This is a genomic window from Azohydromonas aeria (assembly GCF_009760915.1).
In the GTDB taxonomy this organism is placed as follows: domain Bacteria; phylum Pseudomonadota; class Gammaproteobacteria; order Burkholderiales; family Burkholderiaceae_C; genus Azohydromonas; species Azohydromonas aeria.
Genome location: NZ_VIDQ01000127.1, coordinates 1 through 12,893, shown reverse-complemented (window position 1 = coordinate 12,893; position 12,893 = coordinate 1). Strand labels below are relative to the sequence as shown.

The window sequence follows — 12,893 nt, the reverse complement described above, 5'->3', positions numbered from 1 at the left end:
TTCGTTGCCGCTGGCTTGAGCGCCGAGGTTGCGTGCCAGCAGATTCTGCATGCTCAATATCTGCGTCGTATGCTGATGCACGAGCTGGGTACGTTTGCGCAGCAAGTCGTGCACAGCCCTTTCAGCTCTCGGATAGATATACCCAGTGGGCAAAATCCCCAATCGCAACAAGTGAGCCAAGTGACGAGCATCACTGAAGTCCCCACCATGTTTGAGCCCGTCGTACTGTTTGACGGCAGCAGTATTGACAAGGTGCACTTTGAACCCAGCATCCTGCAATCCATCCACCAGCCAATACCAGTTGTAGGACGATTCCACCGCTACGCCAACAATGGTCCCTGGACAGCTTCGCAGTGCTGAGATGACCTGCGTCAGATCGTTGGGCAAGCGCTTGGCAAACACTGTTCGATCCCGGTCATCGAGCACCATCACAACGCCATTGTTCGAGTGCAGGTCGATTGAAGAGTACAGTTCCATGCCGGCCTCTTTCGTGGGCACCGTCGGTTGAGTCGCAACCAAACGATAGTCCCGTGAACGGAGGCCGGCCACTGCGGCTAGATGATTATCAGGTCTTGCCTTTTGCCCCTGTTTTCACCAGCCAGCTTGCTGAAGCAGTGAAGGCAAAAGGTAAAATAATCCAATTCGCCCACTTCCGTTGCCACCTTGCATCCCATAAGTGTTATCAAACTCGGAAACTGGCCCGCTGGACCTTCATCCTCTGGATGACCCTTACCCTGCCCGTCCTGGCGTTCGGTATTTCAGCGGGTTTACATGCCGGTTGCGAGGTGACCATGCAGATGTTTGCCCTGTGCCTTCCCGGCAGCATTCTGGTGGGCTACCTTTTGAGCTTGCAGAACCCTGACCTGCAATCTGCTCCGGATTTTTGCTCATCTTCCTGGCCTAGGCCGCGTTCTTCATCGGCGGCCTTTTGCAGGCGGCACTGGTCTTCAGATTCCTGCGCTGGTTCGACCATCGAAATGTGCCTGGAAGGAGACCATGACGCAGCGCGGCTTTACCTGCACAGGGAGGGATTGGTTCATGGCGGCGACAGAAGCAATAGACAATACTCAGCTTTGAGAATATTGACCCCGGAAAGCCGATATCCTCATACGTCCACATGCAAAACCTCGAACTGCGCATACCGCCCGTAGCGCTTGTGATCATTTTTGCAGTCTTCATGGCTGCGCTGGCGTACGCCGTGCCCGCCTCAGTGCAAATTCCCGCAAAAGACCTATTCGCATCCGTGCTGGCCTGCGCCGGCGTGTTGATTGCACTGGCGGGCGTCCTGGCATTCCGCCGGCATAAAACCACGGTCAATCCCTTCACGCCGGAGCAGTCGTCCTCGCTGGTCGCCACGGGCATCTACCGTTTCAGCCGCAATCCCATGTATCTTGGTTTTCTCTTGGTGCTGGCGGGCTGGGGCGTCCATCTGGCCAATTGGGTTTCGGTGCTCCTGCTCCCCGCGTTCGTGGCCTACATAAATCGTTTCCAGATCGAGCCGGAAGAGCGGGCTCTCGCGAAGCGGTTCGGCCAGCAGTTCACGGCCTATTCGCAGTCGGTGAGGCGTTGGCTGTAGAACTGCGCCCTGCATCCGCGCTCAAACGCCGCTCGCGATTCATAATCAGTATTTGAGCCAAGCTCCCTTTCCATCCCATCCAGCCCAATCATCGAAACCCTCCATGTCCAGCGACGCAAGATTCAAGGAAGCAGCCATCGCCCTCGGCTACAGCTTCGACGGTGAGATCAGGATCGGCGGCAACTACGTGCCGTTGCTGCGAGACGGCAACACCATCCACGTCAGCGGCCAGATTCCCAGGGTGGAGAATGAAATCGTCGTCACCGGTGCCGCCGGAGAGCAGGTTGATCTCGCACGCGCCCAAATCGGCGCGAAAATTTGCATCATGCGCGCGCTGGCGCTGCTTCAGCGCTCACTCGGCAGTCTGGAGCGCGTGAAGGCCGTCCCGAGCATTTCAGTTTTCGTGCAGTCCGCCCGGCATTTCACGCAGCAGAGCGAGGTGGCCGACGGCGCATCCGAGTTGCTGTTCAAGATACTCGGGCCAGCCGGGGCCCATGCACGCACTTCGGTGGGCGTGTATCAATTGCCCAAGAACGCGACGGTGGAGATTTCGTTGCTCGCTACGGTGGAGTGATTCGCGTTGAGCCAGGCAACCCCTGAATCAGCTTGAAGACTGATCTACAGGAACCGCATCAGGGCACCGGCGTCCTGGCTTGCGGCCTGCGTCGGGGCGCCGTTGCCGCCCTACGGTTTTCAGATCACGAAACTCTCCACCGACAAACCCGGCACAGCGCCGAAATGCCTGACGTTGCCCGTCAACAGCGTCGCCCCTTGTTCCAGCGCGGTGGCCGCGATGAGCGCGTCGCCCATTTGCAATCCATGGCTGAGCGTGAGTTGTTCCATTAACGCCGTGGCGCGTTGGGTCACTGGTTCGGTCAGGGGCAGGACGAGGGCCTGACGCCGCTGCAGCATGCTGCGCACGGCAGCGAACTCCGCCTTGTTGCGCAGGCCCTGCAGGATTTCCAGGTAAGTCACCGCGGACAACGTGAGCGCCGGCAATTGGTCGAGCCGGCGCGTCGCCTGCGCATAGCCGCGCAGGTGCCAGATCAGCACGTCGGTATCGACGAGCATCAGGGCAGGTCGTTGCGTGAACCATCGGGATTGAAGCGGGGGGCCCGAATGCGCCGGACATAGGCTTCGACGTCCGCCATGTCTTCACGGTCACGCCACATGCCGAAAGCCGGATCGTCCGTGACAAAGCCTTCGGGCTCAGGCTGGGGCTGCACGACGGGCGTTTCCTGTTCGATGCGCACCGTCACACGGGCGTTTCCTACCTGGCCCAGCTTGGCACGCCAAGCCTCGGGCAGTTCTTCCACCGGCACGTGCTCGATCACGATCGCGTTCATCGCCCTGTCCTCCGGGCCGCTCATGGTGGACGGCCATTGCCGGCCCAGGGTAGCACGCGGGGTATCACCGGACTTAGCCTGCGGTGCCGGCCAAGGCTGCAAGCTCCGAACGCACATTGATGTGTGTTCCCAGGGTGATTCGCTAACATCTATGTCATGCCAAAACGCTCCGCCGCCCTCGACGCCATGCCTTCCGCCGTGCTGGCGCACCTGCGTGCGTTGGGCGAGAACCTGGCCATCGCGCGCAAGCGCCGGCGCGAACCGCTGAAGTCCTGGGCGCAGCGCATCGGCGTCTCGGAGCCCACGCTGATGCGCATGGAGCGCGGCGATCCCAGCGTCTCCATGGGCGTGTACGCCACGGCCTTGTGGCTGATCGGCCGCTCCCAGGCCCTGGCCGAGTCCGCGGCGCCCGAGCACGACCGGGGCGCGCTGGAAGAGGCGGTGCGGGCCGCCCAGGCGCGCTCGGTGCGCAAGCGGCCCTCGCTGTACGGGCCCGGGCCGGCGGCCGCACCAGACGAAGGCCGCGAGCCATGAGCGGCTTCGACCTGCGCCTCTACCAGCCCGGCGAGTCGCTGTACCTGTGGTGGCTGGCCGATCCCGCCGCGCCGCGGCTGATCGGCGAGTTGCGCATGGCGCGCGCGTTCAAGGGCGTGTCGCTGGTGTACGGCGCCGCCTGGCTGCGCAGCGGCTTCGCGCTCAGCGAAGACCTGCCTTTGATTCCGGGGGAGTTCTTCCCGGCCGAAAAGGAAACGGCGGCCGGCGCCGTGGACGACGCCCGGCCGGACCGCTGGGGCGAGCGCCTCATCCGCTTCCTGGACAAGCCGCCGCGCCTGTCGGTGCTGGATTTCCTGTTCTTTGCCGGGGACGAGCGCTTCGGGGCGCTGGGCGTGTCCGTGTCCGCCGAGCGCTACGTGGCGCGCGACACCGGGCCGCTGCCCCGGCTGGCCGACGCGGCGCAGATGGACGCGCTGGTGCGCCGGGTGCTGGCCGGGGAGCCGGTGGAGGAACACCAGCGCCGGCTGATCACGCCCGGCACGACGCTGGGCGGCGCACGCCCCAAGGCGCTGCTGGAGCTGGATGGGCAGCCCTGGGTGCTCAAGTTCAACGAGCCCGGCGAGCCGGCGGACATGGCGCTGGTCGAGCACGCCACGATGACGCTGGCGCTGCAGGCCGGCATCCGGGCCGCGCCCACGCGCGCGGTGCCGGTGCAGCGCGGCCACGCGGTGGCCGTCCGGCGCTTCGACCGCGAAGGGGGTCGGCGCCGGCACGCCCTCTCCGCCAACGTCGTTCTCAGGGCCGCGGGCGAGGCGCTCGGTTATCCAGAGCTGGCCCAGTGGCTGCGCCGGCGCGGCGTCACGGCCGGCGCACTGCACCAGCGGCAGATGCACGAGCTGTTCAGGCGCATGGTCTTCAACATCCTGATCGACAACACCGACGACCACGAGAAGAACCACGCGCTGCTGATGACGGACAGCGGCGACTTCGAGCTGTCCCCCGCCTTCGACGTGCTGCCGTCAGGCCAGGCGCTGGGCTACCAGCAGATGCGCGTGGGCGCCGATGCCGCGGACTCGACGCTCGACAACGCGCTGTCGGAGTGCGGCCAGTTCGGCCTGAAGCGCGCTCAGGCGGTGGAGCAGATCAAGCAGGTCTGCGCCGCCGTGGCCGGGTGGAGGGTGCATTTCGCGCAGGCCGGCGTCAGCGCGGCTGACATCGAGTCGCTGGCGGCGCAGATCGACCGGCCTTTCCTGCTGCAGCAGCGCCGGGCCTTCGCCGCGTAAGCACCGGTGCCCGGGCTTGCGCCGGTGTCCCGGCGCTCGGGCTCACACCGTGTCAGCCACCCGCTTCAGCGCGGCATGGATCGCCGGCTTGGTCTGCAGCGATGCCGTGACGTCCCGCATGAAGCGCAGGTGCTCGCGCACCGAGCTCGCGTTGCGCGGGCTGGCACCGCGCGCCATGGCATTGCCGTAGCCGTCAATCGCCTGCTGCGCCGCCTTGTCGCAGGCTGCGGCGTCGCCAGCCAGCAGGAGGCTCACCAGCGCCAGGTCCGCCACCGCCGCTTCGTTCCAGAAATCGGGATCGGCCTGCTGTCGCCGCTGCGCGGACTGCCCCTGCTCGGCCACGAGATCGGTCAGCCGCTGGCGCCAGTCCTGCGGTACGCCGTCTGGCAGCGGCCGGGGCACGAGCTCGTCCACCAGCAAGCGCGCCACCGCCCAGTTGGTGAAGGCGTAGCTGCCGTCGTCGTCGGAACACTTCAGGGCCTGGCCATAGGCATCGGCCATTTGCAGCAGCGCCTCGCCCTGCTCGTCCGCCAGGCCGGCCCACAACCGCACCCAGGCCAGGCGCTTGTAGGCGGCACCCAGCAACGACAGCCGCTCCACCGTGGGCGCACGCCGGGCCACGATGCTGAGCTCGTCGATGACGCGGCGGATGCGCTCGGCGATCTCCACCAGCTTCTCGACATGGGCGTCCTGCTCACCGCCGTCCATCTCGGCGGCGGCAGCGGTGGGACCGGCCGCGCTTGAAGCCGCCGCGGCGCTGCGGCGCGGCAGCGCCTCGGCTTCATTCGCGGCCTGGCGGGCCCGCAGGTTGATGATCTGCTCGAACACGCTCAAGGGGCAGCTGCCCTTGCTGGACTTCAACGCGATTTCGAGCCACTCCAGGGCCGGCTCGCAGAGCATCGCTTCGCCGTAGGCGAAGCCGATGGCGGCGGCCACGTCGGCGCTGGCCAGCCAGCGCTTGCGCACGGGCTCGGGAATGCGCTCGCGCAGCGCCTCGATCGCGCCGTGCACCTGCCGGCCCAGCACGTCGTCGGCCACGCCCTCGCGCTCCAACTGCACGCGCACGCTGCCGGCCAGGTTGTCCAGGTCGGCCAGCAGCTCGCGCTGCGACACGTAGTCGGGCGGGCGCTGGCGCCCGCCCTGGTCCTGCGCGCGCAGCAGCCGCCAGTCCGGATCGCCATAACACTGGTAAGCGCCCCAGGTGTTGCGGCGCGGGTGCTTCAAGCGCGCGGCCTCGCGCGCGTTCCTGACGGCGTCGCGGAAGCTGCGGCCGTCGAACAGGTGCTCGTAGAAGGTCCGCGCGAACGTGACCGCGGCGGCATCGTCCACGGCCCAGCCCGCGCACACCACCGCGCGCACGCCCATGCTGATGAACTGCGCCCCCAGGTTGGCCGCCATGCGGCCGAAGTGGCGGGCGCGCAGCTTCGCGTCCTCGATCTCGGTGCGGCCGAGATGGCAGCAGTTGATGAAGACCAGCTCCGGCACGCAGCGCATCTGCGCCACGTCGCCGGGTGTCAGAAACACGCCGTCGCCGATGACCATGCCCGACATCGGCTGCTCATGGGCCTCGTCCTTCATCTCGTGCACGCCATGCCCGGCCAGGTGCAGGATGCGCCACGGCGACTGGTGCAGCGCCTTGACGATCTGCCCGGCCTGCGTGTTGATCAGCCACGTCACGTTCTTGGGATCGAACACGCGCTGCAGCGCGTCGCGCACCGCCTCGGCCTCGGTCCGGGCACCGGGGAGCTGCACGAACGCGGTGCTGGCCTGCAGGTCCGGATCGCCGATGACCAGCGCCGTGTCGCCCAGCGCCTGCGACGGCCGCTCGCGGTACTCGCCCGACTTGAGCTTGAGCTGGCGCACCATGCCCGCCGCGATGGCCAGCGGCTGGCCGTCCCGGTTCCAGCCGTCCTGCAGCAGCTCCCAGGGAAAGCGCGCCGTGTACTCGTCGAGCATCAGCACCATGTCGCGCTGGTCGGGTGCGCCTTCCTTGAAGCCGCTGGGCAGCAGCAGCTCGAACAGCGTGTGCGCAAGCTCCTCGTCCTCGTCGGCACCGGCGCTGGCCTGCTGCACGAAGGCCTCGGCCAGCGAGAGCTGGCCGGTGGCCAGCGTCTCCTCGGCGCGGGCCCGGTTGGTGGCGACGTTGAAGCGCAGCTGCCCGTCCGCGTCGCGGACGATCTCGATGCGCTGGGCCCAGGCCCGGTCCTCGTCCTGGAAGCGCCGCTTGTACCCGCCCGGTCCCACCTGCAGCGTGGGCGGCTGCCAGCGCACCCGCTCCCGGATGTCGGCCCTGTTCATCACGTCGCTCAGCGCGCGTGCCGCGCCGATGGCCATGTCCTCGTAGAGCTCGACGATCTCCAGCGCCTCGATCTGCACGCGGCCGTCGAGCTGCGCGGCCTGGAGCCGGTCGTTGGCGCGCAGCGCCGCGCGCAGCAGCGCATTGACGCAGTCGCGCAGCGACAGCCCCGCGGCGCCGCTGCCCACGAGCAGGCAGCTCAGCCGGGCCGGGATGCGGCTGCCGCCACAGCCCGCCCCGGGCCGCTGCAGCAGGCGCAGCGCGTACTCCAGCATGGCGTCGCGCAGGTTGGCTTCGAGCCGCCCCGGCGACAGCTCGCCCACCATGCCCAGCCCGACGACCACCGCCCCGCTGGGCGAGCGGCCCGGCACCTCGTTGAAGAACACGGCGCTGGTGCCGTGCGGCCCCGGGTACAGGCGCAGCTCGCGCCGGCGCGTGAGCGCCTGGTCCAGCCGCGCGTCGAGCGCGGCCTCGGCGCTGATGACCGTGTCGCCCTGGTAATGGCCCACCAGCACCGCATGCCGCGCATAGGCCAGGTCCATGTGGCGCACGCTGACCTCGATCGGCGTGCGCCGCATCGCGGCCTGGCGGCGACGGCGCGGCATGCCGCCGAAGCCGGCGCCGCGCAGGCTCTCCTCGCCGGGAATGTCGTCGGCCGGCGGCAGCGGCGGCAGCACCATCTCCTGCGGCACGCCCTCGGCGCGGTGCGCGCGCGGCGGCGTGGTGCCGAGCTGGTCGGTGCGGCCGGTGGCCAGCAGGTCCGCGTAGCCGCGGAAGATGCGCAGGTCGCTGTCGTTGGCGCACAGCTCGTCATGCGCCGTGTCCTCGGCGTAGTACATCGGCACGCCGTCGAGCCGGCCCGAGGCCCAGGTCACCGTACCGTCGCCCTCGGTGCTGGCGCGCCACTGCACGCGCCGCGGCGACGGCGCCGCCACGCCGGGCGCGAGCTGCCAGCCCACGACGGTGGCCGGCTGGCAGCCGGCCACGTACAGCATGCGCTGCGCATCCACCGTGTCCTTCGCCGACAGCAGCTGCGCGCTGCGCGCGGCCGCGTCGAGTTGCGCCTGCTCGATCAGCGTGAAGCGCTCGCCCATGGTCTCGCGCAGCGCTCGCCAGGTGGCCTGCTTCGCGTAGCCGCCCTCCTTGTCGTCGAAGGGCAGCAGCTCGGCCATGCCGGGAAAGCGGCGCACGATGTCGATGATGTCTTCACGGCTGTGCGTCCAGTCCAGCAGCGCCAGCTTGGCCAGCGTCGGGTTGGTGCCCACGAGCCAGCGCACCGCCTCGTGCGAGCCCCGGTTGGGCGTGCCCAGCATCAGCAGCCGGCCGCTTGTGCTCAGCCTGCCCATGCGCCGCCACAAATCCTGCCCCTTGTCGCCGTCGCCGATCATGGCGCGCGCCACCAGTCCGCCCATGGAATGCGCCACGATGTGCAGCGGCTGCTTCGTGCGCTCGGCCTCGGTCACCAGCGCCGTGAGCGTCTCGGCCAGCTTCGCCGCGGACTCGCGCACCGAGCGGCGCCAGTCGTAGGCGAAGACCTCGACCCGATGCCCGCGCGCCAGGTACTCCAGCAACGGGCCGTAATAGTCGCTCACCAGGTCCAGCGGCTGCACGGTGTCGTTGCCGCCGGTCCAGGCGATGTCGGCCAAGCCGCCCTTGAGCAGCGCCCAGTAGCTCAGCCAGATGCGGCTGCCGCCGGCGGCGAGCTGGCTGCCCATGATGCCCGGGACCACCACGACGATCGGCCGCGGCCCGGCGCTCTTGCTGCGCTGCACCGCCGCGCGCCAGCGCGGCTCCTCGACGCGGGCCTGCGCGAAGGGCGCGAAGCCGCCGCTCTGGCCTTCGCCGCGGTCCAGCCCCTGCACCAGCCAGTCCAGCGACCGCGCGTTGTCGAAGTAGTTGAAGTGGTTGACGCGCGGCCCCTCGTCCTGCAGCCAGCGCGCGCCGTTCTCGGGGCGCCGGATGCCGCCGCTCATCGAGCCGGTGTTGACGATCAGGTCGTGCTCGGCACCGTAGAACGAGTTCACCAGAAGCAGCTTGAGCTGGCCCCAGCGGCCATCGCCGCGGAGGTTGCCGGCGATCACGCTGAGGTCGGCGTTGGTGACCAGGCCCGGCAGCGTCAGCAGCCGCGTGGTGGCCGAGCCGGGCATCATGGCCTCAATGCCCGGCATCGTGCGCGGGTCGGTGCGCTTCTTGACCACGCCCAGCAGGAAGTCCGCCACCCCGCCGAACAGGGCGCCGCCGGCGATCAGGTCGAGCACGCTGAGCCAGCGGTCGAGCCGGCCCGAGGCCAGCGTGGTGCCGCGCGCCGGGCAGGCGACGCGCACGAAGCGCCGCACGCGGATGCGCTTCTCGGCCAGCAGCGTGAGCAGCGCGCCCAGGCGCTCCCGGTCCTGCGCGTAGGCCTGCAGCCGTGCCTTGGCCTCGGCGCCGCCGAGCATGGGCAGGCCCAGCAGCGGCGCGATGGTGCGGTCCTGCGCGAACAGCCGGTCGAGCGTGCCGGCATCGAGCGGGTCGGAGGCCGCATCGCGCTCGGCCAGGCACAACAGCTCGCCCACCAGGCCGCCGCGCGAGTGCGAGACCAGGTGCAGCTCTGCGCCGACGGGCAGCAGCCGCGCCAGCGCCAGCGCGTTGGTGATGGGGCTTTCGGTCAGCGTGCGGTGCTCGAAGGCATAGATGTGCGGGCCGTAGAGCCGGGCCAGTGTCTGGCGCGCGGTGCGTGCCGTCTCGGCCGCTTCGCCCGACTCGGCTTCGATGCCGGAGAAACTGCCCCGAAAGCTCGACATCGTGCCGTGCAGGAACAGCAGCACCGGGCGGTCCGCGGGCAGCTGCTGTGCCGGCGCCACGGGCTTGAGCGGATCGGCGGCGCGCAGCGTGCACTGGTAGAGGCCGGGCTCGTTGCCCTGGAGGCGGCGCATCTCCACCGTGCTGGCCAGGTCCGTGGAGACGTCCTTGAGCACGTCCACGCCGAAGAACTCCAGCGCCTTGATGGCCAGCCCGGCCGCGCCGCGCGTGCCGGCCGGCATGTCGGCGTGCACGCCGGCCGCCGGCTGGACCTCGATGTCCCAGACCGGCCCGCCCTGGGCGTCGCGCGTGCTGCCCATGCGGCCCTGCTCGGCCACCAGGTCATCGGCGCGCAGCCACAGCTGCATCCCGTTCTCGTACTCGACCCGCACCAGCGCATCGGAGGCCACCTCGACCGGCGCGGTCGCAACGTCGCGCGCCGGACCACCGGGCTCGACCCGCAGCGCGGAGCTGATGCGCAAATCCTGCACGGCCGGTGCCCGGGCAAGGCCGGATTCGCGGACGCGAAGCTTCAGGGTCTGAACCGGGTCGGCGGCAGAGGGCATGGTGCGGTCTCCTTGCGACATCGTTGGCATGAACGCAAGAGGGCCAATCGCGCTGGCCTCGCCGGCCTTGCCGATGGCGCGGGTGCGCCCACGCGCACACGAAAGTGGCAAGGCGCATGGCGGTCGCCCAGGGTGGGCTCCGCCCGCGCAACGACCGCCCTGGCGTTGCGGCCATCATAGGCCAAGGCAGCCGGTGCCCGACGCAACCGTTTCGGCTGCAACCGGACGGCGCCGCGGGCGCCAGGATGCTTTGCTCAGGCGTGCGCGTCCTGCGTCTTGGCCGCGGCCACCGCGTCGGCCGCGTTGCCGCGCGCGCCGTTGAAGAACAGGTTCAGGGCCACGGCGCTGATCGAGGCCAGCAGGATGCCGCTCTCCAGCAGCGGGTGCAGGCTGTGCGACATCTGCTGCATCCAGCGCGGCGCCACCAGCGGGATCATGCCCGCGCCGATGGAGATGGCCACGATGTAGAGGTTGTGGCGGTTCGAGCGGTAGTCCACCGTGGACAGGATGCGGATGCCCGTGGCCGCCACCATGCCGAACATCACCAGCCCGGCGCCGCCCAGCACGAAGGTCGGCACCGACTCCACCAGCGCCGCCATCTTGGGCAGCAGCCCCAGCACCACCATGATGGCGCCCGCGGCCACGCACACCCAGCGGCTCTTCACGCCGGTGACGCCGACCAGGCCCACGTTCTGCGAGAAGCTCGTGTAGGGGAAGGTGTTGAAGATGCCGCCGATGACGGTGCCCAGGCCGTCGGTGCGCAGCCCCGCGGCCAGCTCGGCCTGGCCGATCTTCTTGCCCGTGATGTCCGACAGCGCCAGGAACATGCCGGTGGACTCGATCATCACCACGATCATCACCAGCGTCATGGTCAGCACCATGATCGGGTCGAAGGTGGGCAGCCCGAAGGAAAAGGGCGTGACCACGTCGAACCAGTGCGCCTTGGCGACCTTGTCGAAGCTCATCTTGCCCATCGCCACCGCCACCACGCAGCCCACGACGATGCCCAGCAGCACCGAGATGTTGGCCACGAAGCCGCGGCCCCAGCGGCTGATGCACAGGATCGCCAGCAGCACGAAGCCGGCCACGGCCAGGTTGTCGAGCGCGCCGTAGGCGGGGTTGTCGATCATCGGGATCGGGCCGAGCTTCAGGGCCGCCGGCGCCGAGGCGCCCGCCGGCGCGGCCTCCGCGGCGGCCTTGGCCGCATCGACCATGGCCACCAGCCTGGGCACGTCCACCTGCTGCGCCATCGGCGCCGGGCCGCCCATGGCCCAGCCGATGCCCACGCGCATGAGGCTGATGCCGATCACGGCAATGATGCTGCCCGTGACCACCGGCGGGAAGAAGCGCAGCAGCCGGCTCACCACCGGCGCGATGGCGATGGAGATCAGCCCCGCGCCGATGATGGCGCCGAAGATGGCCCGCGCGCCCTCCACGCCCGGCTGCGCGTTGGCCATGGCCACCATCGGGCCGACCGAGGCGAAGGTCACGCCCATCATCACCGGCAGCTTGATGCCCAGGTGCCGGCCGAAGCCCAGCGCCTGGATCAGCGTGACGATGCCGCAGCAGAACAGGTCGGCCGAGATCAGCAGCGCCACCTGCTCGGGGCTGAGCTTGAGGGCGCGTCCGACGATCAGCGGCACCGCGACGGCGCCGGCATACATCACCAGCACGTGCTGCAGGCCCAGCGCGGCCAGGCGGCCGGCGGGCAGTCGTTCATCGACCGGGTGGATTTCGGTGGAGGCCATGGAAGGTCGTCCTGGTCAGGGTTTCAGGCAAGGCTGCGCCCAGCGTCCGCCCCGAACGGGGCGCGGACGCCAAACGCAGTACGGAAGAGGCGCCTTATTGCGCCGGCGCGCCGCCCTCGAACCAGCGGCGCAGCAGCTCGCGCTCGGCCTCGGTCATCTGGGTGGCGTTGTTGAGGGGCATGAGCTTCTGCACCACGGCCTGCTGGTACACGGCCTGCGCATTGGTGCGGATCAACTCTGGCGTGTGCAGCGCCACGTTCTTGCTCTGCAGCTGGGCGTTGTGGCACATGGCGCAGCGCTGGCCGACGACGTCCTGCACCTGCGCAAAGGACACCGGCTGCTGCGCCGCGGCCAGCGTGGCGGCCGACGGCGGCGCGGGCGCCAGCCACACCACCATGCCCAGCAGCGCCAGCGTGCCCACCACCGCATGCTCCCACGGCGTGCGCTTGCCCAGCACGTGCGCCTTGTGGCGCGAGACGAAGCTGTGGCGGATCAGCGCGCCGGCCAGCATCAAGAGCACCAGCACCAGCCAGTTGTTCTTGGCCTGGTACAGCCAGCCGTAGTGGTTCGACAGCATGGCGATCAGCACCGGCAGGGTGAAATACGTGTTGTGCACGCTGCGCTGCTTGCCGCGCTGGCCGTGGATCGGGTCCACGGGCTGGCCGGCGCGCAGCTGCGCCACCACCTTGCGCTGCCCCGGGATGATCCAGAAGAACACGTTGGCGCTCATGGCCGTGGCCATCATCGCGCCCACCAGCAGGAAGGCGGCGCGCCCGGCAAAGAGCTGGCACGCCAGCCACGA

At 69.1% G+C, this 12,893-nt stretch carries 10 protein-coding genes; 4 read left to right on the top strand and 6 right to left on the bottom strand.

Annotation, left to right across the window (positions count from 1 at the left end; genetic code table 11):
- A partial coding sequence (locus tag FJ694_RS34490) for an IS110 family transposase (RefSeq protein WP_157272047.1) occupies positions 1-477 on the bottom strand: 477 nt, incomplete at its 3' end.
- A gap of 640 nt (positions 478-1,117) precedes the next feature.
- On the opposite strand from FJ694_RS34490, the gene FJ694_RS34485 reads away from it, so the two are divergent.
- Together FJ694_RS34485 and FJ694_RS34480 are read left to right on the top strand one after the other, a co-directional pair.
- Positions 1,118-1,576, top strand: coding sequence for a methyltransferase family protein (locus FJ694_RS34485; protein WP_157272046.1), 459 nt, complete (start codon positions 1,118-1,120; stop codon positions 1,574-1,576).
- A 103-nt stretch (positions 1,577-1,679) separates the two neighbouring features.
- Positions 1,680-2,150, top strand: coding sequence for a RidA family protein (locus FJ694_RS34480; RefSeq protein ID WP_157272045.1), 471 nt, complete (start codon positions 1,680-1,682; stop codon positions 2,148-2,150).
- A gap of 119 nt (positions 2,151-2,269) precedes the next feature.
- Here the strand turns inward: FJ694_RS34480 and FJ694_RS34475 are convergent, their stop codons facing one another.
- The gene (locus tag FJ694_RS34475; RefSeq protein WP_157272044.1) at positions 2,270-2,647 is read right to left on the bottom strand and encodes a type II toxin-antitoxin system VapC family toxin; all 378 of its coding nucleotides are present in this window, start codon (positions 2,645-2,647) and stop codon (positions 2,270-2,272) included.
- Complete coding sequence (locus FJ694_RS34470; protein WP_157272043.1) at positions 2,647-2,922, bottom strand: hypothetical protein; 276 nt, start codon at positions 2,920-2,922, stop codon at positions 2,647-2,649. The genes FJ694_RS34475 and FJ694_RS34470 overlap by 1 nt, the downstream gene beginning before the upstream one ends.
- Before the next feature lie 156 nt (positions 2,923-3,078).
- Between FJ694_RS34470 and FJ694_RS34465 the strand changes: the two genes are divergently transcribed.
- Both FJ694_RS34465 and FJ694_RS34460 read left to right on the top strand, forming a co-directional pair.
- Positions 3,079-3,456: a helix-turn-helix domain-containing protein gene (locus FJ694_RS34465; protein ID WP_198321156.1), complete on the top strand. Its 378-nt coding sequence runs from the start codon at positions 3,079-3,081 to the stop codon at positions 3,454-3,456.
- The gene (locus tag FJ694_RS34460) at positions 3,453-4,700 is read left to right on the top strand and encodes a type II toxin-antitoxin system HipA family toxin (RefSeq protein WP_157272042.1); all 1,248 of its coding nucleotides are present in this window, start codon (positions 3,453-3,455) and stop codon (positions 4,698-4,700) included. The genes FJ694_RS34465 and FJ694_RS34460 overlap by 4 nt, the downstream gene beginning before the upstream one ends.
- A 42-nt stretch (positions 4,701-4,742) precedes the next feature.
- Here FJ694_RS34460 and FJ694_RS34455 read toward each other — a convergent pair whose 3' ends face one another.
- From FJ694_RS34455 to FJ694_RS34445, 3 genes are all read right to left on the bottom strand, one after another.
- Positions 4,743-10,343, bottom strand: coding sequence for a CHAT domain-containing protein (locus tag FJ694_RS34455; RefSeq protein WP_157272041.1), 5,601 nt, complete (start codon positions 10,341-10,343; stop codon positions 4,743-4,745).
- 254 nt (positions 10,344-10,597) lie between these two features.
- Positions 10,598-12,091 (bottom strand): nucleobase:cation symporter-2 family protein, encoded by a 1,494-nt coding sequence (locus FJ694_RS34450; protein ID WP_157272040.1) that lies wholly within the window; start codon positions 12,089-12,091, stop codon positions 10,598-10,600.
- Between the two features lie 94 nt (positions 12,092-12,185).
- Positions 12,186-12,893 (bottom strand): urate hydroxylase PuuD (locus tag FJ694_RS34445; protein WP_198321155.1); only part of this gene is annotated, 708 nt, incomplete at its 5' end.

What these genes read in the sequence shown, in the direction of transcription:
- FJ694_RS34470 (WP_157272043.1), bottom strand. Translation starts at nt 2,922, where the DNA reads ATGAACGCGATCGTGATCGAGCACGTGCCGGTGGAAGAACTGCCCGAG.
- FJ694_RS34465 (WP_198321156.1), top strand. Translation starts at nt 3,079, where the DNA reads ATGCCAAAACGCTCCGCCGCCCTCGACGCCATGCCTTCCGCCGTGCTG.
- FJ694_RS34485 (WP_157272046.1), top strand. Translation starts at nt 1,118, where the DNA reads ATGCAAAACCTCGAACTGCGCATACCGCCCGTAGCGCTTGTGATCATT.
- FJ694_RS34460 (WP_157272042.1), top strand. Translation starts at nt 3,453, where the DNA reads ATGAGCGGCTTCGACCTGCGCCTCTACCAGCCCGGCGAGTCGCTGTAC.
- FJ694_RS34480 (WP_157272045.1), top strand. Translation starts at nt 1,680, where the DNA reads ATGTCCAGCGACGCAAGATTCAAGGAAGCAGCCATCGCCCTCGGCTAC.
- FJ694_RS34450 (WP_157272040.1), bottom strand. Translation starts at nt 12,091, where the DNA reads ATGGCCTCCACCGAAATCCACCCGGTCGATGAACGACTGCCCGCCGGC.
- FJ694_RS34475 (WP_157272044.1), bottom strand. Translation starts at nt 2,647, where the DNA reads ATGCTCGTCGATACCGACGTGCTGATCTGGCACCTGCGCGGCTATGCG.
- FJ694_RS34455 (WP_157272041.1), bottom strand. Translation starts at nt 10,343, where the DNA reads ATGCCCTCTGCCGCCGACCCGGTTCAGACCCTGAAGCTTCGCGTCCGC.